At 49.1% G+C, this 20,582-nt stretch carries 24 protein-coding genes; 19 read left to right on the top strand and 5 right to left on the bottom strand.

Annotated elements, in window-relative coordinates:
- Nucleotide 1: 1 nt before the first annotated feature.
- The 7 genes from mobC (at nt 2) to GKG34_RS02090 (ending at nt 5,440) form a co-directional block, all read left to right on the top strand.
- Complete coding sequence (mobC, locus tag GKG34_RS02125; RefSeq protein ID WP_117472506.1) at nt 2-340, top strand: plasmid mobilization relaxosome protein MobC; 339 nt, start codon at nt 2-4, stop codon at nt 338-340.
- A 155-nt stretch (nt 341-495) separates the two neighbouring features.
- Nucleotides 496-807 (top strand): CD1845 family protein, encoded by a 312-nt coding sequence (locus tag GKG34_RS02120; RefSeq protein WP_002576210.1) that lies wholly within the window; start codon nt 496-498, stop codon nt 805-807.
- A 95-nt stretch (nt 808-902) separates the two neighbouring features.
- Entirely contained in the window at nt 903-1,511 is a 609-nt protein-coding gene (locus GKG34_RS02115) for a type IV toxin-antitoxin system AbiEi family antitoxin domain-containing protein (protein WP_002576209.1), read from the top strand.
- A complete protein-coding gene (locus GKG34_RS02110) occupies nt 1,508-2,362 on the top strand; it encodes a nucleotidyl transferase AbiEii/AbiGii toxin family protein (protein ID WP_154244526.1) in 855 nt (284 codons plus the stop codon). The genes GKG34_RS02115 and GKG34_RS02110 overlap by 4 nt, the downstream gene beginning before the upstream one ends.
- Complete coding sequence (locus GKG34_RS02105; RefSeq protein ID WP_015528507.1) at nt 2,359-2,667, top strand: hypothetical protein; 309 nt, start codon at nt 2,359-2,361, stop codon at nt 2,665-2,667. Before GKG34_RS02110 ends, GKG34_RS02105 begins: the two co-directional genes overlap by 4 nt.
- Before the next feature lie 54 nt (nt 2,668-2,721).
- Nucleotides 2,722-4,137 carry a relaxase/mobilization nuclease domain-containing protein gene (locus GKG34_RS02100; protein ID WP_154244527.1) on the top strand — a complete coding sequence of 472 codons (1,416 nt, stop codon included), beginning with the start codon at nt 2,722-2,724 and terminating at the stop codon, nt 4,135-4,137.
- A 277-nt stretch (nt 4,138-4,414) separates the two neighbouring features.
- On the top strand, nt 4,415-5,440 hold the full coding sequence (locus GKG34_RS02090; protein ID WP_154244529.1) for a radical SAM protein: 1,026 nt from the start codon (nt 4,415-4,417) through the stop codon (nt 5,438-5,440).
- Between the two features lie 53 nt (nt 5,441-5,493).
- Here GKG34_RS02090 and GKG34_RS02085 read toward each other — a convergent pair whose 3' ends face one another.
- Complete coding sequence (locus GKG34_RS02085; RefSeq protein ID WP_149795267.1) at nt 5,494-5,850, bottom strand: helix-turn-helix domain-containing protein; 357 nt, start codon at nt 5,848-5,850, stop codon at nt 5,494-5,496.
- A 150-nt stretch (nt 5,851-6,000) separates the two neighbouring features.
- On the opposite strand from GKG34_RS02085, the gene GKG34_RS02080 reads away from it, so the two are divergent.
- Nucleotides 6,001-6,519 carry a nitroreductase family protein gene (locus GKG34_RS02080; protein WP_005342292.1) on the top strand — a complete coding sequence of 173 codons (519 nt, stop codon included), beginning with the start codon at nt 6,001-6,003 and terminating at the stop codon, nt 6,517-6,519.
- 46 nt (nt 6,520-6,565) lie between these two features.
- Here the strand turns inward: GKG34_RS02080 and GKG34_RS02075 are convergent, their stop codons facing one another.
- Complete coding sequence (locus GKG34_RS02075; protein ID WP_005342293.1) at nt 6,566-6,883, bottom strand: metalloregulator ArsR/SmtB family transcription factor; 318 nt, start codon at nt 6,881-6,883, stop codon at nt 6,566-6,568.
- Nucleotides 6,884-6,966: 83 nt separating this feature from the next.
- Here GKG34_RS02075 and GKG34_RS02070 point away from each other — a divergent pair, with 83 nt between their 5' ends.
- A complete protein-coding gene (locus tag GKG34_RS02070) occupies nt 6,967-7,332 on the top strand; it encodes a metalloregulator ArsR/SmtB family transcription factor (protein WP_005342296.1) in 366 nt (121 codons plus the stop codon).
- A 47-nt stretch (nt 7,333-7,379) separates the two neighbouring features.
- On the opposite strand, the gene GKG34_RS02065 is transcribed toward GKG34_RS02070, so the two are convergent.
- Together GKG34_RS02065 and GKG34_RS02060 are read right to left on the bottom strand one after the other, a co-directional pair.
- Nucleotides 7,380-9,260, bottom strand: a complete 1,881-nt coding sequence (locus tag GKG34_RS02065) for a heavy metal translocating P-type ATPase (protein ID WP_025580743.1) — start codon at nt 9,258-9,260, stop codon at nt 7,380-7,382.
- Nucleotides 9,261-9,361: 101 nt separating this feature from the next.
- The gene (locus GKG34_RS02060) at nt 9,362-9,580 is read right to left on the bottom strand and encodes a cation transporter (protein ID WP_005342301.1); all 219 of its coding nucleotides are present in this window, start codon (nt 9,578-9,580) and stop codon (nt 9,362-9,364) included.
- A 390-nt stretch (nt 9,581-9,970) separates the two neighbouring features.
- Here GKG34_RS02060 and GKG34_RS02055 point away from each other — a divergent pair, with 390 nt between their 5' ends.
- From GKG34_RS02055 to GKG34_RS02025, 7 genes are all read left to right on the top strand, one after another.
- Complete coding sequence (locus GKG34_RS02055) at nt 9,971-12,550, top strand: heavy metal translocating P-type ATPase (RefSeq protein ID WP_341474289.1); 2,580 nt, start codon at nt 9,971-9,973, stop codon at nt 12,548-12,550.
- A gap of 10 nt (nt 12,551-12,560) precedes the next feature.
- Entirely contained in the window at nt 12,561-12,824 is a 264-nt protein-coding gene (locus GKG34_RS02050; protein ID WP_002578546.1) for a metal-sensing transcriptional repressor, read from the top strand.
- 207 nt (nt 12,825-13,031) lie between these two features.
- Nucleotides 13,032-14,405 (top strand): MATE family efflux transporter, encoded by a 1,374-nt coding sequence (locus tag GKG34_RS02045; RefSeq protein WP_154244531.1) that lies wholly within the window; start codon nt 13,032-13,034, stop codon nt 14,403-14,405.
- 13 nt (nt 14,406-14,418) lie between these two features.
- On the top strand, nt 14,419-14,634 hold the full coding sequence (locus GKG34_RS02040; RefSeq protein ID WP_002576189.1) for a FeoA domain-containing protein: 216 nt from the start codon (nt 14,419-14,421) through the stop codon (nt 14,632-14,634).
- A gap of 6 nt (nt 14,635-14,640) precedes the next feature.
- Nucleotides 14,641-16,680 carry a ferrous iron transport protein B gene (feoB, locus tag GKG34_RS02035; protein WP_005342311.1) on the top strand — a complete coding sequence of 680 codons (2,040 nt, stop codon included), beginning with the start codon at nt 14,641-14,643 and terminating at the stop codon, nt 16,678-16,680.
- 140 nt (nt 16,681-16,820) lie between these two features.
- Nucleotides 16,821-16,964, top strand: coding sequence for a FeoB-associated Cys-rich membrane protein (locus GKG34_RS02030; RefSeq protein ID WP_080637114.1), 144 nt, complete (start codon nt 16,821-16,823; stop codon nt 16,962-16,964).
- A gap of 137 nt (nt 16,965-17,101) precedes the next feature.
- Complete coding sequence (locus tag GKG34_RS02025) at nt 17,102-18,139, top strand: AraC family transcriptional regulator (RefSeq protein ID WP_002576187.1); 1,038 nt, start codon at nt 17,102-17,104, stop codon at nt 18,137-18,139.
- Between the two features lie 79 nt (nt 18,140-18,218).
- Here the strand turns inward: GKG34_RS02025 and GKG34_RS02020 are convergent, their stop codons facing one another.
- Nucleotides 18,219-18,587: a helix-turn-helix transcriptional regulator gene (locus tag GKG34_RS02020; RefSeq protein WP_002576186.1), complete on the bottom strand. Its 369-nt coding sequence runs from the start codon at nt 18,585-18,587 to the stop codon at nt 18,219-18,221.
- Nucleotides 18,588-19,077: 490 nt separating this feature from the next.
- Between GKG34_RS02020 and GKG34_RS02015 the strand changes: the two genes are divergently transcribed.
- The 3 genes from GKG34_RS02015 to GKG34_RS15625 all read left to right on the top strand — a co-directional run bounded on the left by GKG34_RS02015 (nt 19,078) and on the right by GKG34_RS15625 (nt 20,580).
- Nucleotides 19,078-19,503 carry a sigma factor-like helix-turn-helix DNA-binding protein gene (locus GKG34_RS02015; protein ID WP_025491709.1) on the top strand — a complete coding sequence of 142 codons (426 nt, stop codon included), beginning with the start codon at nt 19,078-19,080 and terminating at the stop codon, nt 19,501-19,503.
- Nucleotides 19,504-19,988: 485 nt separating this feature from the next.
- On the top strand, nt 19,989-20,339 hold the full coding sequence (locus GKG34_RS02005; protein WP_154244657.1) for a type II toxin-antitoxin system PemK/MazF family toxin: 351 nt from the start codon (nt 19,989-19,991) through the stop codon (nt 20,337-20,339).
- Nucleotides 20,340-20,418: 79 nt separating this feature from the next.
- Nucleotides 20,419-20,580, top strand: a complete 162-nt coding sequence (locus tag GKG34_RS15625; protein ID WP_002576183.1) for a hypothetical protein — start codon at nt 20,419-20,421, stop codon at nt 20,578-20,580.
- The last annotated feature ends 2 nt before the right edge of the window (nt 20,581-20,582 follow it).

The following is a 20,582-nucleotide window of genomic DNA, read 5'->3' as shown; positions in this document are numbered from 1 at the left end:
CATGGCAAAGCGCAAGCGGGATGTTCCGGTTTTGTTTTGGGTGTCCGCAGAAGAACTGGAACTGATCCATCAAAAGATGCAGCAATACGGGACAGAGAATTTGAGCGCTTATCTGCGGAAAATGGCGCTGGATGGTTATGTGATCAAGCTGGAACTGCCGGAGCTGAAGGAGTTGGTCTCCCTGATGCGCCGAAGCAGCAGCAACTTGAATCAGCTGACCCGCAAAGTGCATGAGACCGGGCGGGTTTATGATGCTGACTTGGAGGATATATCCCAGCGGCAGGAACAGTTATGGGACGGAGTTAAAGAGATACTGACACAACTCTCCAAACTTTCGTAACCGGGACAAATACCCCATCTGCGGAGGGAGGAACGGCGTTTCTTCGCCGTGCCTTCCTCCGCTTTTTCTTTTTACCCGTATCCTTGCCTTTTGGCTGTAAGACAGGGATAATGGAATCAGGAACAGGAACTGTGATTTTGAGAGGAGGCATAACAATGAGGGCATTGGTATTTTTGTTGAAACTGCTGTTGAAGATCGTGATGGTTCCGGTGATTCTGGCGCTGACCCTGTTCGTTTGGATTTGTGTGGGGATCGTCTATGTCTCCGGTCTGGTGCTGGGGCTTATCAGCATGGTGATCGCCCTGCTGGGTGTGGCGGTTCTGCTGACCTGTTCCCTGCAAAACGGCATTATCCTGCTGGTGATGGCATTCCTTATTAGTCCCTATGGTCTGCCAATGGCTGCCATCTGGCTGCTGGGCAAGGTGCAGGACTTGAAGTTTGCCATTCAAGATTTGGTTTATGGATAAAATGCGCGGTCACAAAAATGCCAGACAGTGTCTGTTAAATTGCTATATTTACTTCTGTGCTACATCCGTGTATAATAGTAGCACGAAAGGAAGTGATGGATGTGACCAAATCAGAACGGTTTGAGCAATTAGACAGACTTCTGACCGAGCATGATGGGATGCTGCAAACCGCACAGGTAATCGCCAGCGGAATTGTAAAACCCATTTTTTATGAATATGTCAAAGAGAAAAATCTTCAGCAGGTTGCTCACGGAATTTATGTCTCCGAGGACACCTGGATTGATGCGATGTTTCTGTTACATCTGCGATGTGGTCAGGCAGTATTTTCCCATGAATCAGCGCTATTTTTCCATGACTTGACAGACCGGGAACCATCTCCATACGCTATCACGGTGCGCAGAGGGTACAGCACCACTCGCTTAAAGGCAGAGGGCCTTTCTGTTTACACCATCAAACCAGAACTATATGAGGTAGGGCTGACAACTGGCCAAACACCTTTTGGGCATACGGTTCCTGTCTATGATATGGAGCGCACCATCTGCGATCTGCTCCGCAGCCGAAGCAGCATGGAAATACAGACTTTTCAAGGTGCGCTGAAGATGTATGCCAGAAGAAAGGACAAGGATCTGCGGACTTTGATGCGGTATGCCGGTATGTTCCGGGTTGAAAAAATTTTACGGCAGTATTTGGAGGTGCTTTTATGATAAAGACAGCAAGGCAGCTAAAAGATTTGATTCGCAATCTTTCCAGAGAAAAATCTGCGGATGCACAGCTTTTAATGCGAAACTATATGATGGAGCGTTTTCTGGAGCGTATTTCCCTTTCTGAATATCGTGATAAATTTATTCTGAAAGGCGGGATGCTGGTAGCGGCAATGGTTGGACTGGATGCCCGTTCCACGATGGACTTGGACGCTACTGTAAAAGGAGCCAATGTTAATGTAGAGGACATCGAGAACCTGATTTCTGCTATTGTGAGTGTGCCGATTGATGATGGCGTCAAATTTCAGCTGAAAAGCATTTCAGAGATTATGGATGAAGCGGAGTATCCTGGGATTCGGGTCAGCATGACTACAACCTTTGACGGTGTGGTGACACCTTTGAAGATTGACATTTCCACAGGGGATGCCATTACCCCCAGGGAGGTACGCTACTCTTTCAAGCTGATGCTGGAAGATCGCTCCATTGACATTTGGGCATACAATCTGGAAACCGTTCTGGCTGAAAAGCTGGAAACAATCATCACCAGAACCACCACCAACACCCGCATGAGAGATTTCTATGACATTTATATTCTGGATCAGCTCCACGGGAACACATTGAACCGGCAGACGCTCTATGATGCACTGTTGGCAACTGCCAAAAAACGCGGAACCGAACGGCATCTTGCAGAAGCTGTGGATGTTTTGAATGAAGTGGAAAGCAGTCCTGTGATGCAGAAACTTTGGGAATCTTACCGTAGGAAGTTTTCCTATGCGGCAGATCTGGAGTGGAACATCATCATGAGGGCGGTTCGCAGTTTATATGCGCTCAGTGAAAAGGAATCAAGCCAATGAAGAAGCATGGACATTATTGTAAAGTCTGCGGAGAATATAAGGCTAACGAAAAATTTTCCGGCAAAGGTCATGCGGCGCACATCTGTAAATCCTGTGCTTCTTTATCGCCGGAGAAACAAGCGGAGCAAATGACAGTAAACCGCTTACTGAATCTCCCTTGGCGGTTATCAAAGGAGCAGATTTCCTGGCTGAAAAACCGAATGAAAGATAAGCGCCCGGAAGTTCGTGCACTGGCAAAAGAACAATACGAGATGAGGTTTCCTCCGAAGCGGTTAGAGGACATCGAGGACGATTTTATAGAATAGCAAAAGCGGTCTGCACCATGCAGGCCGTTTCTTTTTTAGAAAGGAGGCCCTTCTATGGCAACCACACGCATCATGCCCCTGCATATCGGAAAGGGGCGCACTGAGAGCCGAGCAATCAGCGATATTATTGATTATGTGGCAAATCCGCAAAAGACTGACAACGGAAAACTAATTACCGGCTATGGCTGTGACAGCCGGACCGCCGATGCAGAGTTTCTGCTGGCGAAGCGGCAGTATATCGCCGCCACCGGGCGGGTGCGCGGGGCGGACGATGTGATCGCTTACCATGTGCGCCAGTCATTCAAACCCGGTGAAATCACGCCGGAAGAAGCCAACCGCCTGGGCGTGGAATTTGCCAAGCGGTTCACCAAGGGCAATCACGCCTTTGTGGTCTGCACCCACATAGACAAATCGCACGTTCATAATCACATCATCTGGTCGGCGGTCAATGCAGATTGTGACCGAAAGTTCCGCAACTTTTGGGGCAGCACCAAGGCGGTTCGCCGGTTAAGTGATACCATCTGCATTGAAAACGGACTGTCCATTGTAGAGAATCCGAAACTTCACGGAAAAAGCTATAACAAGTGGCTGGGAGATCAGGCAAAGCCCTCCCATCGGGAGCAGCTGCGGGTGATGATTGACCGTGCGTTGGAGCAAAAGCCCGCTGACTTTGACGCATTGTTGAAACTGCTTACAGAAATGGGCTGTGAAGTATCCCGGCGCGGGAAAGCAATCCGGCTCAAAGCACCCGGCTGGAAGAATGTAGCCCGCATGGATGACAAGCTGGGGGCCGGGTACAGTGAAGCAGAAATCCGTGCGGTGCTGGCCGGTGAAAAACAGCATACACCCCGTAAAAATTCCGTCGTGCAGCCGGAGCCGACCAAGGTCAATCTGCTGGTGGACATTCAGGCAAAATTGCAGGCTGGAAAAGGTGCTGGCTATGCTCGATGGGCTAAAGTTTTTAATCTGAAACAAATGGCGCAGACCATGAATTACCTGTCAGAGAACAATCTGCTGGAGTATGCGGTTCTGGAAGAAAAGGCTGCGGCTGCCACGGCACATCACAATGATCTTTCGGCGCAGATCAAAGCGGCTGAAAAGCGCATGGCAGAGATCGCTGTTCTGCGTACTCACATCGTAAATTATGCCAAGACCCGTGAGGTCTATGTGGCATACCGCAAAGCGGGTTACTCTAAGAAATTCCGGGAAGAACATGAGGAAGAAATTCTGCTCCACCAGGCTGCTAAGAATGCCTTTGATGAGATGGGCGTCAAGAAACTGCCCAAGGTCAAAGAGTTGCAGACGGAGTACGCGAAATTGCTGGAAGAAAAGAAAAAGACCTATGCCGAGTACCGGCGTTCCCGTGAGGAAATGCGGGAGCTTTTAACGGCAAAGGCAAATGTAGATCGAGTGCTGAAAATGGAGGTAGAACAGGATGTTGAAAAAGAAAAAGACCACGGCCAGCGGTAAGCTGGTCCTGGTCAAAAGCGTTCGCAGAACGCGCAGCCACAGAATGAAATTCTGTGTTCAAAGGGGCTTGGGGGCGCTGCCCTCAACAAGCAAGCGGAGAGGAAAATCACGGAGGGATTTTCTTCTCTGCGGGCCTGTGTGTATTAACACAGGCATTGCTTGCCAGTTTTGTTTGAGGTGCTACCCATACGGGAAGTGTCTACCCTAAAAGTGCGTTCTTGTTAAGCCCGCCGTGAAATGCTACCCTTAACATGAATACACTGAAAGGATAACCACCATGAAAGATATAGAAATCGGGCCTATTCGTCCACCTTCTGAAAGTAACAGCCTGCTAATCCGGGTCACAAGGGGATGCCATTGGAACAAGTGCTATTTCTGCGGGCTTTATAAATCCATGCGCTTCTCCATGCGCCCCATCGATGAAACCATCGAAGATATTAGGCGGCAGGCCCAGCTTAACCGGGGGAAAAAGATTACTTCCTGCTTCTTGCAGGACGGGGATGCCCTGGTGCTGAAAACAGATTATCTGCTCCGTATCTTGGAAGCGATCAATCAGAGCTTTCCTGATATGCAGTACATCACTTCTTATGCCCGCGCTGATAGTATCACCCGGAAAAGTCCGGCAGAGCTAAAGGCGCTCCGGCAAGCGGGCCTAAACCATCTTTACAGCGGAATGGAAACCGGCTCGGATCAGATACTGAAACTTATCAACAAAGGTTTTGACGCGGATATTGTTGTCCGAAGCGGCTGCATGGCAAAAGAAGCGGACATGATCTTGTCGGAGTTCATATTGCTGGGGATCGGCGGCAAGGAGCTGTCTGAAGAAAATGCTGCTCAAACAGCAAAGGCGCTGAATATCATCCAGCCAGATTTTATCCGTGTCCATGCCACGGGTATTAAGCCGGAGTCCAAGCTGGGCGAGTTTGTCAGGAATGGCTCTTTTGCTCTGCAATCGGAGGAAGAAATCGTTGTAGAGCAAAAGCTATTCTTACAACAGCTACATGAGATGGACAGTTACTATGTGAATGAACACATCGTCAATCTGCTTCTGGAGATCAGAGGAAATCTGCGGACGGAGAAACAGGAAATGTTTTCTACGATTGACCGCTTTCTGACCCTGCCACCGGATGAAAGGCTTTTGTTTGCTGTCGGCAGGCGGCTCAATATCTTCTTCCGCTTGGACGATCTGAAAAAGCCGAAGCTGCATCAAAAGGCCGGGGAAAGCCTGCAACAGATTTTAAGTAAGAATCCCCATGTGGACTTTGCCGCGCTGTGCAATTACGTCCGGCAGTCACAAATTTAGAGCAGAAAATATACGCTGGGCATAGCCGCTTTTCGTCAGCTATGCCCAGCATTTTATTTGCGGCTTTGACAGCATGGCGGCTGCACATCCAGGCCGTCCAGATAGCTGTTTCCCCATTGGCACATCGCGTCCAGAATGGGGACGATGCTCTGTCCAAATGGGGTAAGAGAATATACCGTCTTAGGCGGCTTTTCTGGAATTACTTCACGATGAATCATGCCGTTGTTTTCCAGATCGTGAAGCTGCTGCGAAAGCATCTTCGGCGTGGCGTTTGGAATCAGCCGCTGTAACTCCATATAGTGTAATGGATGGTCAATCAGATGCCAGAGGATCAACGGCTTATACTTGCCGCCGATCAAAGAAAGGGTTGCCTCCACGGGGCAGTTAAACTGATTGGTTTGACATTTCATAGAATGGTTCTCCTTTCCCGCAAGGTGCTATCTTTTTGGGAAGTATCTTCCGAAAAAGTGCATTCTTGCGGTTTTGTGTTCAAGTGCTACAATTAGGTCAATGGTTGATTTGATATGCTCAAAATAAAAATACTGAAAGGACTATATATTATGGATTTTATCACGATTGCAAAGCAGCGTATGTCGGTACGCGATTACAAGGAAACGAAGGTAGAGCCTGAGAAGCTGGAGCAGATTCTGGAGGCTGCTCATGTGGCCCCGACCGCTGCCAACCTTCAGCCGATTCGCCTGATTGCCGTTCAGAGCGAGGAAGGTCTTGCGAAGATCAGTAAAGCGGCCAATATCTACGGTGCGCCCCTGGCTATTATTGTTTGCGCCGATCACGATAAGGCGTGGGTACGGCCTTTCGATCAGAAGCAGACCGGTGACATTGACGCCTCCATCCTGACCGACCACATGATGCTCCAGGCCACAGAGCTGGGCCTTGGAACGGTGTGGGTATGCTACTTCAAGCCCGATGTTCTGCACAAGGAATTTGACCTCCCGGCCAACCTGGAGCCGGTCAACATTCTGGTTGTCGGCTATTCCGATGAAGGAACCGGCGACCCCAATCGCTTCAATAAGCAGCGCATCCCGATGAGCCAGTTGGTTTCCTACGAAACGCTGTAATGGAATACCCGCGCAGCCCCTGCAAAACAGCACAGGGGCTGCGTTTTTATCTTTCTGAAATATGAGCGTAGGTTTCTTCAAGAATCCACCGGATATGTTCGTCCTGCAAGGAATAAATCACGTTTTTCCCGGCCTTGCGTGATTGCACTAACCGGACAATCCGAAGCGCACGAAGCTGGTGGGATATGGCCGATTCTGTGACCTCCATCTTTTGTGCCAGTTCGCTGACGCAGGAATCTTTCTGCATCAGATACCAAAGTATCCGCATCCGTGTGTAATCGCCCATCGCTTTGTGAAGCTCGGTTAATTGTTCCAATTCGCCGGGGCTTGGAACGGAAAAAGTTGTTTTCTCTGTTTCGTTCATGTATTTTTCTCCAATCTATAATGAAGCTGTTTGACAGACAAGAATTATGTCAGTATCATAGTCACAGGAAGGAGCTGATTTTTATGCCGCATTACAATCTGCCCCACAACCACGGACAGAATATTGAAAAAGTCTTAAATAAGATGCCCTCTGCGGAAGGGTTTAAGGATATATCATTTTTATTTCAGCAGCTTGGCGATCCGACCCGGCTGCGGATTCTATGGCTGCTGTGCCATTGTGAAGAATGTGTATGTAATCTCGCGGCGGCTGTGGATATGAGCGCCCCTGCTGTGTCACATCATCTGCGGATATTAAAAAAGAGCGGAATCATTTCAAGCCGCAGGGACGGAAAAGAAGTTTATTATTCGCTGTCGGACACGCCGCAGGCAAAGCTCCTGCATCATGCCATAGATGCGTTGTTTGAAATATCATGCCCGACTGAACAATAAGGAAATGCGCCGCAGCGTGTGAAAGTTGCGGCGCATTTCTATTGCGCTTAACCCTGATTTGTGCTGCCCGCAGGCATATCCGGCAGCTTGACCCGCATGGCGCGGATGGCATTGAGAATCGCAATAATGGAAACGCCTACATCCGCGAACACCGCCGCCCACATATTCGCATAGCCCAGCGCACCTAAAATCAGAACCAGGAATTTAACGCCCAGAGCAAACACAATGTTCTGATTTGCGATGCGAATCGTCTTACGGGCGATCTTCATAACAGCGGCAATTTTGGACGGTTCATCCGTCATAAGAACAACGTCAGCAGCTTCAATGGCAGCATCGGAACCCAATCCGCCCATAGCAATACCGACATCGGCCCGCGCCAGTACGGGAGCGTCATTGATACCGTCCCCAACAAAGGCCAGCATACCTTTTTCGCTTTTCTGCTTCAGCAGGCTTTCCACACGATCAACCTTATCAGCCGGGAGTAGTTCGGTATAAACCTGATCCAGATGAAGCTGTCCAGCGACTTTCTTTCCAACGGCGTCTGCGTCGCCGGTCAGCATGACCGTTTTGCGGATACCGGCAGATTTCAGCAGCTTGATTGCGGCTGGAGCATCGGCCTTGATCTCGTCCTCAATGACGATACATCCAGCGTATTTCCCGTCACAGGCCAGATAGACCACGGTGCCGACAGCGGAGGACGGCGTGTACTTAATATGCTCCTTCTCCATCAGCTTGGTGTTTCCTGCCAGAATCGTTTTCCCATCAATCACGGCCTGTACGCCGTGACCGGCAATTTCCTGAACATCGGAAACCCGGCTGTTGTCGATTTTCTCTCCATAGGCGTTCTTAATCGAAAGAGAAATCGGGTGGTTGGAGTAGTCCTCAGCGTATGCGGCCAGCTCCAAAAGCTGCGCTTCCTCCATGCCGACAGGGTGGATCTCGCTGACCGCAAAGGAGCCTTTTGTCAGTGTGCCGGTCTTATCAAAGACCACGACCTCGGTATTTGCCAGGGCCTCCAGATAGTTGCTGCCCTTTACCAGAACACCGATCTTGGATGCGCCGCCGATGCCTCCGAAGAAACTAAGCGGAATGGAAATGACCAGCGCACAGGGGCAGGAAATCACCAGGAAGGTCAAGGCCCGGTAAATCCAAGTGCTGAATGGCTGCTGGGTAATCAGCGGCGGCAGGATCGCCAGCGCCAGAGCAGCGAATACCACTACCGGGGTATAATACCTGGCAAAGCGCGTGATGAAATTCTCAATACGGCCCTTCTTATCGCTTGCGTTTTCTACAAGGTCAAGGATTTTGGCTACGGTGGATTCCCCAAATTCCTTTGTGGTCTGGATGTTCAGGATACCGGTCTGGTTGATACAACCGCTGATGACCTCCATTCCCGGCTCCACCTCGCGGGGCATGGATTCTCCGGTCAGGGCCGAAGTGTCCAAGGTGGAAAAGCCTTTGAGAATCGTACCGTCCAGCGGGATGCGCTCTCCCGGTTTCACAACAATGGTTTCTCCGATCTGAACCTCATCCGGGTCAACCTGAACCAGCTTTCCGTCCCTTTCGATGTTGGCATAGTCCGGGCGAATGTCCATCAGGCTTGCGATAGATTTTCTGGACTTGGACACCGCATAGGACTGGAACCATTCGCCCACCTGATAAAACAGCATAACGGCAACGCCCTCGGAATGTTCGCCCAAAATGAGTGCGCCGATGGTGGCAATCGTCATCAGGAAATTTTCGTCAAACACCTGTCCATGCAGAATGTTCGTGATTGCCTTCCAGACAATATCCCAACCGACAACCACATAGCAGACGAGAAAGACCGCCATCTCCGCCAATTCAGGGAGGTGGAGCAAGCTGCCTGCAAGAAACAGCACCGCCGCCACGATAATGCGTGTGAGCAAGTGCCTTTGTTTTCGTGTCATAGTGTATTCTCCTTTCGTTGCAGCATAAAGCGTGTCACGCTTTTTCTGTCTATTGATGAAAAACACCGGCTACCGTGTGGCAGCCGGTGTCCAGCTTTTCATTACGCCTTAACAGTCACATCCGGCTCGATCTGCTTAATCAGCGCCTTTGCTTCGGCCAGAACAGCGTCAAACTGATCGTCCGGCGCTTCCAGAACCATCTTCTGACCCAGGAAGTTGACGGATACGCTGGTCACACCGTCGATCTTCTTCACGGCGTTCTGGATTTTGTCAGCACAATGGCCGCAGTCCAGGTCAAGCAGTTTAATGGTCTTTTTCATGGAGAAAGCCCCCTTTCATTTTGGTATTTGGTTGGTTTGATATGGATGAACAATTAAAAGGTTGTTTAATCGTTCATGCTGCCAGTATATTCACGAAGCCCCTCAAAGTCAATGGATTTGGGAGCGATTCTGCCCTTTGGATTGGAAAACATGCTGATTGGATTTCCAGCAAAAACCTCATTTCTCTTTGGATAAAAAAAGCTCCACTTTGGAGCGGACAAAGGAGAAGCAGGATAAGTATAATGAAAAACGGTCAAAGACCTTGTGCGTAAACTTTATGTTCGGGGCTTTAGCATCTTTCCCCCAAGGTGCCAAACGCCCCTTTTCATAACGGTATTTAGTTCCCTACGGGGGAGGGGTACTCGCACAAATCTTCATAAGAAAGAAGGGATAATTTTGCAAAAGGAGCAATTTGACATTACGGGTATGACTTGCTCGGCCTGCTCTACCAGAGTGGAAAAGAGCGTGGCAAAGCTACCTGGCATCAAAGAAGTATCCGTCAACCTGTTAAAAAACAGCATGGTTGCTTCTTATGATGAATCCGTTTTGGATACGGCGGGAATCGTCCAGGCCGTTGAAAAGGCCGGTTATGGCGCGATTCCCAAAGCCTCCGCACAAAACAAGAGCCGAACGACCACACCGGTAGCAAAACCGGAGGTCAGTACGGCACAGGCAGAATACAAGCAGATGAAACAGCGGCTGCTGCTTTCTGCACTTTTTACGATCCCGCTGTTTTATATTTCTATGGGTCACATGATGGGGTGGCCGCTCCCCAGCTCCTTGCTGGGGATGGAAAATGCAATCAGCTTTGCATTTACCCAATTCCTGCTGCTGATCCCGGTGGTGTTTATCAACTTCAAATATTACCGGATGGGATTCAAGACCCTGTTCCACGGCTCGCCTAACATGGATTCGCTGATTGCGATAGGCTCCAGCGCCGCAATCGTTTATGGCATTTACGCCGTTTACAAAATCGGCATCGGATTCGGTCATGGGGATATGGCTACGGTTCACAGCTTTATGATGGATTTGTATTTTGAATCCGCAGGCATGATCCTGACCCTTATCACCTTGGGCAAAACCCTGGAGGCCCGCGCAAAGGGTAAGACTTCGGACGCAATCACAAAGCTGATGAATCTGGCTCCCAAAACGGCTACCGTGGAGCGGGACGGAAAAGAGCTTCAGGTGCCGGTGGAAGAAGTGCAGTTGGGCGAAACCCTGATTGTCAAGGCCGGTGAATCTGTGCCGGTAGATGGTATTGTCATAGAGGGCTTTTCCTCCGTTGATGAATCTGCCCTAACCGGCGAGAGCATCCCCGTGGAGAAGCATATCGGGGACAAAGTGATCGGTGCGACCACAAGTAAGTCCGGCTATTTCAAGATGCAGGCCACCAAGGTGGGCAATGATACCACGCTGGCACAGATTGTCCGGCTGGTGGATGAAGCGACCAGCTCCAAGGCCCCTATTGCGAAACTGGCTGATAAGGTCAGCGGCGTGTTTGTGCCGGTAGTTATCAGCATCGCGCTGATCTCGGTTGTTGTCTGGCTGCTGTTGGGATATGGCTTTGAATTTGCCCTGTCTATCGGCATTTCCGTTCTGGTCATTTCCTGCCCCTGTGCGCTGGGCCTTGCAACGCCTACGGCCATTATGGTCGGAACCGGAAAGGGCGCAAGCAACGGTATCCTGATTAAATCGGCGGAGGCCCTGGAAACGGCCCATAGCATTGATACGGTTGTGCTGGATAAGACCGGCACAATTACTCAGGGTACGCCCGTAGTGACAAATATGCTCTGCAAAGAGGGCGTTCCACAAAAGGAGCTGCTGCAAATCGCCGCTTCGCTGGAAAAAATGTCCGAGCATCCGCTGGCGGACGCGATTGTGGCGGAGGCCGAAAAAGCAGACCTTTCCTTCCTTCCGGTGGACGGTTTCAAGCAGATTCCCGGTCAGGGCCTTGTGGGGCAGATTGGAAACGAAACGTGCCTTGCCGGAAACCGCCGACTGATGGCAGCAAATGGCATCAATGGCGGCGCACTCCTTCAGTTGGGTGAGGAAATGGCCGTTGACGGGAAAACACCTCTGTTCTTTGCCCGTGGTGGTCAGCTTATTGGTGTTATTGCCGTGGCGGATGTAGTCAAGCCCACCAGCAAGCAGGCCATAGCGGAATTGACCGGCATGGGCATTGAGGTGGTCATGCTGACCGGCGACAATGCAAAGACCGCAGAAGCGATTCGGCGTCAGGTCGGCGTGGATCGTGTTGTGGCAGAGGTATTCCCCCAGGACAAGGAGAAGGAAATCCGTCGTTTGCAGAGCGTCGGTAAGAAGGTGGCGATGGTCGGTGACGGTATCAACGATGCTCCGGCCCTTGCCAGAGCGGATGTTGGTATCGCTATCGGGGCCGGAACGGATGTGGCGATTGAGTCAGCGGACATTGTTTTGATGAAAAGCGATCTGCTGGATGTGTCCACGGCAATCCAGCTTAGTAAGGCGGTTATCCGCAACATCAAGCAAAATCTGTTCTGGGCGTTTATCTACAACATCATCGGTATTCCGGTGGCGGCAGGCGTATTCTATCTTCCCTTTGCATGGAAGCTGAACCCCATGATCGGCGCTTTTGCTATGAGTTTCAGTTCGGTATTCGTGGTGTCCAATGCCCTGCGTCTGCGGTGGTTCAAGGCGAAGCATCAGGCCAATACAGAACGGGATTCAGCCCCTATGTATGAACAAACAACGATTAAACAAGAGCGAAAAGGAGCAATTCACATGGAAAAAGTATTGAACATCGAAGGAATGGTTTGCGGAATGTGTGTAAAACACGTTGATAAGGCGCTGCGGGACATCCAGGGCATCAAGGATGTGGATGTTTCCCTGGAGAGTAAGTCGGCCCAGGTGCAGCTTGACCAGGATGTGCCGGATGCTGTGCTGAAAGCTGCTATCGAGGACGCTGGCTATCAGCTCGTCAGTATCCAGTAACGGGCCGTTTATGAAGGCCAAGAAAGGCGATATTGTTCACAAGCTAAAAATCGCCAGAGGACAGTTAGACGGTATCCTGCAAATGGTTGAGGAAAATCGCTATTGCGTGGATATTTCCAATCAGCTTCTTGCTACGCAGGCGTTATTAAAAAGCGCCAATCAGCAGATTTTGCAAGCCCATATACGAAGCTGCGTCCGGGAGGCCCTGCAAACGGACGCTGTAAATCCAAAACTGGAAGAAGCCCTGAAATTACTGGAAAAAATGATACAGTAACAACGGGAGCGGGAAGGGCCTTATGTCCTTTCCGCTCCTAAATTCGTTTCAGATTGGATTGTAAATCCTGCGGTTGGGAGCGTACAAAGAAGCCCGGTTTTTATATACTTTAAGTGGTTAGTTAGATATGGTTAATCCAGTGAGGCGCGTCACTGGCGCGTTTTGCTGGATACCTTGTAATTAAAATAGACCAGGAGGAATAGAGTGATGAAACAGGCACTTGACACAAGAACAAAGCTCTTAACAAAAAATCCCTGGCCGCTGATGATTGAACTTAGCATCCCTGCGGTTCTTGGCATGGTGGTCGTTGGGCTTTATAACATGATGGATTCCATCTTTGTCGGCCAGATGGTTGGTGACGTGCAGATGGGAGCCATATCGGTATCCTATCCTTTAACCCTTATCAATGCCGGTTCAGCGGCAATGCTGGGCGTGGGTTCTGCATCGGTACTGTCCCGCGCTATCGGTAAGAAGGACGAGAACACAATTAAGAAGATCATGGGCAACTTGGTTGCGATGGTTCTTCTGTTGTCCGTCATCTACACTGTTGTGGGTATGGTTTTCACCCGCCAGCTTCTGTCCCTGACCGGAGCCAGCGATAACATTCTGAATTACGCTGAGAAATATCTGCGGATCGTATTCGCCGGTTCTCTGTTCGTAAACTTCTTCCAGAGCGCCAACATGGTCATCCGTGGAGAAGGCCAGCTCAAAAGGGCAATGACCATTATTGCCAGCGGCGCTATTTTGAACATTATCCTTGACCCCATTTTTATCAGCATCCTCAACCCCTACGGCATGGGCATTGAAGCGGCTGCTTATGCAACGATTTTCTCCCAGTTTGTCCAGGCTGCGATTACCCTGTGGTATTTCAAGAAGAAAAGCCCCCATGTGAAGATCGGGCATATCCGCATTGATGGTGAGCTGCTTCCCCAGGTTCTTTCTGTCGGCATCTCTGCTCTGTTAATGCAGATTCTGACCCTGGTGCAGCAGACAGTGATTTATCGTGTGGCATCGAACTATGGCGGTGAAACCTCCCAGCTCCTTTTAGCGGCGGCGCTCCGGTTCTGGAATTTCTCTTTTGTACCTCTATGGGGTATCAGCCAGGGATTCCAGCCTGCCGCCGGTACAAACTACGGTGCGAAAGACTATGACCGGGTAAAGACGCTGACCAGAGTTTTCATTATCGCCGCAACGCTGCTGTCGCTGGTGTTCTATATCCCCGCCGAGCTGTTCCCAGAAAAGATTTTGTCCATGTTCCTGACAACGCCGGGTATCGCCGCATCAGGTTCGACAAACTTCCGTATCATGTTCAGCACCTATATCCTGCAAGGCAGCTTTATGATCGCCGTGACCCTGTTTCAGTCTTTGGGTAAAGCGAAAAAGGCCACCTGGCTTGTGCTGTTCCGTCAGATTATTCTCTTTATCCCGCTTTGTGTGGTTCTGCCAATGATCGGCGGCATGGGTATTCGCGGCGTGTGGCTGGCGATTGCGCTGACCGATGCGATTCTGGTGGCTATTATCGCGTTCATGGTGGCTTATGAGTTCCGCAAACTGCCTGCGACTTCTTCCGTAAATCGGTGAGGAGGGAGCGTTCATGTATCTTTGCGATGGAAAAATAGGAAATGAATATAAAGTTGAGGATATTGATCTGCCTGTCAATATAGAAAAGCGTTTGGAGGCCCTTGGGATGACCCGTGGAACCTCTATCGCTGTTCTGAACAGCAAAAGTCGGGGTGTCCTGATTGTGAAAGTCAGGGGAACACGCTTTGCACTTGGGCGCAATATCACAAAGAATATTTTAGTGGGGTAAATTCCGATGAGAGAAAATTTGACTATCGGCTTCATCGGAAATCCGAACTGCGGAAAGACAACACTTTTCAATGCTTACACCGGTGCAAATCTGAAAGTGGCAAACTGGCCAGGTGTAACCGTTGAGAAAGTAGAGGGTGCCATTAAAGACCATGATCTGAATATTCGACTGGTCGATCTTCCTGGCACTTACAGCCTGACCTCCTACACAATGGAAGAACAGGTATCCAGACAGTTTATACTAAGCGATGAAGTCGATGTGATTATTGATGTTGCGGACGCTTCCGCTCTGGAGCGAAACCTATACTTAACTTTGCAGCTTTTGGAGCTGGGCAAGCCGGTTGTGCTGGCGCTGAACATGATGGACATTGTGGAAAAGCGCGGCATGGAGATTGACACACACAGACTGCCGGAAATGCTGGGCATCCCGGTCATTCCAGTTTCAGCCAGAAAACGGACAGGACTGGATGTGCTACTTCATGCAGCCGCGCACCATAAAGACTGTAAAGATCCGGAGTGTCTGATTCATCATCATAAATATACTCCAAAACACCGGCACGACCACCATTCAGAATACGCAATGGTTTACAGTGATGCTATTGAGGACAAGATTGATCTTATCATGGCAGAGCTGAAGCGGAAATATCCGAACCTGTCCAATTACCGCTGGCACGCCATTAAGCTGCTGGAGCAGGATAAGGAAATCTCTGCACGTTATCCGGTCAATATGCCGGATGTGATCGACCGGAACTATGAATCCGACATTATCAATGAGAAGTATGATTTTATCGAGGAAATCATCAGGGAGGTTCTGGTCAATAAGGATCGTCAAGACGCTTTGACGGAAAAGGCAGACCGTGTATTGACGCATAAGTTTTGGAGCATCCCGATTTTCCTCGTTGTCATGGCGGCGGTGTTCTTCCTGACCTTTACCATTGGCGATTGGCTGAAAGGATTCCTAGAATTAGGAATTGAAAGCCTGTCGGCATTGATAAGCGATGGACTGATTGCTGTCGGGGTCAATGAAGTGCTGCGCTCCCTGCTGGTAGACGGCATCATCGCCGGTGTGGGCGGTATCCTGACTTTCCTGCCGAACATTTTCATTCTGTTTCTGGCATTGGCTTTTCTGGAGGACAGCGGATATATGGCCCGTGTTGCGTATGTCATGGAAGGGATTATGAGCAAGCTGGGACTTTCCGGACGGGCATTTATCCCCATGATTTTGGGATTTGGCTGCACTGTTCCGGCAATCATGGCTTCACGGTCTTTGGAAAACCGGCGTGACCGTTTTAAGGTCATGTTGATTACGCCCTTTATGAGTTGCAGCGCCCGTCTGCCAATCTACATCTTGTTTGCCGAGATGTTCTTTCAGGAACGCGCCATGCTCGTGGCCTATTCCATGTACCTGATCGGCCTGGTGGTCGCTATCCTGGTAGCGGCGATCATCCATTTGATTGACCGGAGAAAATCGGAAAATTATCTGCTGATTGAGCTGCCGGAATATAAGGCCCCCAGCGCCAGAACTGTGGCAATCTATGTATGGGAAAAGGTAAAGGACTACCTTACCAAAGCAGGTACTACCATCTTTGTAGCATCTATCCTCATGTGGGTGATCCTGAACTTTGGGCCGCATGGCTATACTACGGAAATGGCAGACAGCTTCGGGTCTATCCTGGGCCATTGGCTTGTACCGATCTTTGCACCGATTGGACTGGGATTCTGGCAGATAGCGGTTGCTCTGATTGCTGGCATCTCTGCAAAAGAGGTTGTGGTGTCCAGTTGTGCCGTTCTGTTTGGGATTCCCAATATCAACTCCGGCGCGGGAATGGATACATTGGTCGGCATCCTGGGTGCAGCCGGTTTTGGACAGCTCAATGCGTTTTGCCTGATGATTTTCTGTCTGCTTTACGTTCCCTGTGCAGCGGCCCTAGCTACAATTCGCAAGGAATCCGGCAGTACAAGGTGGATGCTGTTCTCGGCCCTGTTCCAGTTGGTTGTGGCCTGGGCTGTTACTTTTGTGGTTTATCGTGTTGGACTTTTGCTGTGAGGTATGAATATGACGTTTGGAAAAGTGCTTCGTTCAGCGGCCATTTTATCAGTGGTCGCATTTGGACTTTGGATTTTGAAAAGAGGATCGGAGACCCAAAGCTAATAAGTTGTGAGTTTCCAGTCAGAAAGGAGTTTTAGATGCTTGTTACTGGTATAATCCTTATCGGGATTGTTTTCTATGCAATATGGGCTGTGCGAAAAATCCATAAGAACCGCAAAAATGGTTCTTGTTGTAGCGGCAGTTGTTCCGGTTGTGTAGGAAAGGAATATTGCAGCAAATAAAATCCCGCATATAGCCGATGTTTTCCGTTTTGGAGGGCATCGGCTTTTTCGTATATTTGCACATTCGGCAGGGCTGCACTATAATAGAATTTGCTTTCTGATTGGATTGCACATCCTGCCGATTGGAGCGGTATAAAATGAGAAAAAACTATATAATAAAAGACGCCAGGAGAATCCTGGCAGAACAAATACGAGATAACGGAATGAATACTATGAACAAAAACCCTATCACCAATGCTACGGGGTTATCTGCGATTATTCCAAAAGATAATGACGGATATTGCACCGTCTATAAAATGGACTGTGAGGATGGCCTGGGGCTTATGACAGTCTATCAGGTTTATCCCGGTATCCAGCTTATTTACAATGATTTTGAAGCAACGAGTTGTTATTGGGACGGAACCATTGATAAGAATGTGCTGGAGATCAATCATTGCCGGGAAGGGCGTGAAGGGAGCGTATTGCAAAGCGGTTCCTGCCTGTACCTCGGAGAAGGGGATCTTTCCATTCATACAATGGATAACTGTGCTTCTGAAATGGCCTTTCCTTTGAGACATTATCGCGGAATCTCAGTAGTGCTTGATCTGGAGCTGGTTTCTCAAAATCCGCCTGGAATCCTCGCCGAGAGCGGTATTGGTATTGCAGATTTCAAAAACAAATTTTGTGCCGATGGCGCATGCTTTGTCATGCGGGCCAAGGATGAGATTGAGCATATCTTTTCTGAACTGTATTCCGTACCGGATCGCCTGCAAAAGCCATACTTCATGCTGAAGGTGCAGGAGCTTCTCTTATTCTTGTGTATGGTGGATGTAAATAAAGAAAAGCAGCGAGAGTTATATACTTCTCCCCAGGTGGAGATTGTACGGGACATTCACAAGCGGCTTATCTCCAACTTGCAGGAACGGCCAACGATTGAGGAACTTTCCAAAGAGTATCTTATCAATACGGCAACCTTAAAGGATACGTTCAAGGGAGTTTATGGACAGCCCATTGGAACCTATATGAAAGTGTACCGCATGAAACAGGCCGCTGCTCTGCTTCGCCAGACACAGGCAACCATAGCAGAAATTGCCAGCCAGGTTGGATATGAGAATCAGAGTAAATTTGCAACAGCATTTCGAGATGTCATGAAGATTGCACCGGCTGAATACCGGAAACAAAATAGTGGCGATTGATTGGGCTAGGAAAATTTACGTCTACTGCCGGAGGCAAAATAAAACCAGCAGAAACAAATTGCATTTTGCCCTGCTGGTTTTATTCATAATTTTGCGGATCGGAGGATTTGTAACGTCGGCTGATAAACTGCTCCGCCATACAATCCAGTGTTTTCAAGATAATCTGCCGCTCATCCTCGGTACAGGCCAGAAACTTTCCCATGAAATGCTGTACTTGCTTTTCCTGTTCCGAAGCGTCAGGATAAAACAGCTCATTAGCAGAAATGCCTAATCGCTTGATAAAGGATGCCAGTACATCGTAAGACGGATTTTTCCTGCCCTTTTCAATGTCCTGGAGATGACGAAGCCCTCTGCCGGTTTGATCCGCAAGCTCCTGTTGGGTCAGTCCACATTCTTCTCTTGCATCTCTGAGGCACTGTCCCAAATACACAAATACATCTTCCGGCATGATTGTTCACCTCTATTACATTCTATCGTGCGTAAGGGGAAGTTACCATAACCCAATCACGCGTATTGATATGTGTTTATCATGCACCTTTGAAAGATAAAATATACATAAAAGCCCTGACGGGAGGCCAATAAAAAAAACGGCCTTTCACGGCAGGGCATATTTCCATTACCGCCCGTGACTGCCGTTTGAGGAGTCTACGATGGGCGGTTATTTATTTCAGCAGAATTATGGTTTTCAGGTAGGTGATTACCTAAAAAAATCAATGACCTACCAAAGAGAAATTATACACACGGACACGCGCAATCAAGCGTAAATAATCCGCACAATCGTACAACATATTATACAAAATGCGTCAGACAGCTATTAAGGCCGTCTGACGTTTTTCTTTGTCGATTTTACGGGAATTTTCCCGAACATCCCCGGTGTCGCTCTCCGCCATAGCCATTTCGGTTGCCCTTTGTCCCTAACAACTGAAATGGAGGAAATTATGACCAAGATCAATCTGCGGGAGCAGTATCCCGATTTTTATAAGACCGATTACATTATTGAGGTTCCTGATGAAGTAGCCGCTGTTATGAAAGAGCATGACCGCCTGGAGGCCGCATACCGCCGCCGTACATATTACCACAAGGCGCATTATTCTCTGGATCGCGGAGACGGAATTGAGTATGATGCCCTTTTCGTTTCCATGACCCCTTGTGAGCTGTATGAGCGCAAAGTGACGATGGAGCAGCTTCACGCTGCGATTGCCGCTCTGCCGGACAAGCAGGCCAAGCGCATCTATGCTTACTACTTCCTGGGACTGACAGAATCAGCGATTGCCAAGAGCGAAGGAGTCAGCGTTGCATCGGTCAGCGAATCTATACAGCGCGGCCTTCGGAACATGGAGACTTTCCTTAAAAATCGTCTGTAACGCCCCTGAAAGAAAGGCTCAAAGCCTCACGGTTATTAGAAGGACACGCTATCCTCGTGACCTCAAGATCTTTGAAAACTGAATAGACAGCACAACAGGTACATAACTCATGTACGAGCGAATGTGAAACGCCGCGAAGATGGAGCAGTCAGGGAGGTGATGAAAGAACTGCTTCGGAGCGATCTACGATTTCATAAAACGGATTGTGGCAGATCCGGCGCGATGACTGCATGGGGGCTTAAAGATACTTCCTCACGGCCCGCCAAAGACTTGGGGGGAACCCTGTGGCACACGATACGAACGATGCTGCGGAGTTATGACAGCCGCGCCAGCGGAGACCTGTTGTGTTCCCATCGTCAGGGAGCGTGGCAAATATGACGAGTAATCCGAACAGAATAACAGTAGCCGCACCAGGTTTTTATCCGAAGATTTCTTTCAGACTGGTGCGGCTGTTTAAGTATTAAGATATTAAGGAGGCGAGAGTGATGTTTGAAAAATTCCATCGAGGTGACATATATTCGGCTGATTTAAGCCCTGGTATCGGCTCTGAACAAAGTGGCTCTCGTCCTGTACTCATTCTTCAAAATAATGTGGGAAATTGTTTCAGTCCTACGATTATTATTGCAGCAATTACCAGTGTAAGCAAAAAAAGCAGAAAGTTCCCCACGCATTACCACTTAAATGACAGATGCGGTTTGGTGAAACCATCTGTTGTTATGCTGGAACAGATCAGAACAATCGACAAGTCGAGGTTAAAAAACTATATTGGTCATATAAACAAGGATGACATGGAAAACATAAACAAGACGCTCTTGTGCAGTCTGGGGATTACATAAAAGTGCCGAAAGGCCGTATCATTTTCAGGCCGTGCAAGTAGAGTTATAATTTCGTTAGGAATTGCGGAGGTGATTCTGAATGGAGAATATCCAGAATAAAAGCGCATTGATTCCTTCAGATGAAATCCGGTCAGAAGAACGTCTGGCGGAACAAAAATTTGAAGCGTTTATCACTTCGCTGGCACATATAATCGAGAAATATGGTATGAGAGTGCTGGGCGAGGTTGACGGAGCTGCGTGAGA

Origin of the sequence: Faecalibacterium sp. BIOML-A4 (assembly GCF_009679665.1) — a bacterium.
Lineage (GTDB): Bacteria > Bacillota > Clostridia > Oscillospirales > Ruminococcaceae > Faecalibacterium > Faecalibacterium taiwanense.
The sequence above is the reverse complement of the archived record's forward strand: the minus strand, read 5'-3'. Positions and strand labels throughout refer to the sequence as shown.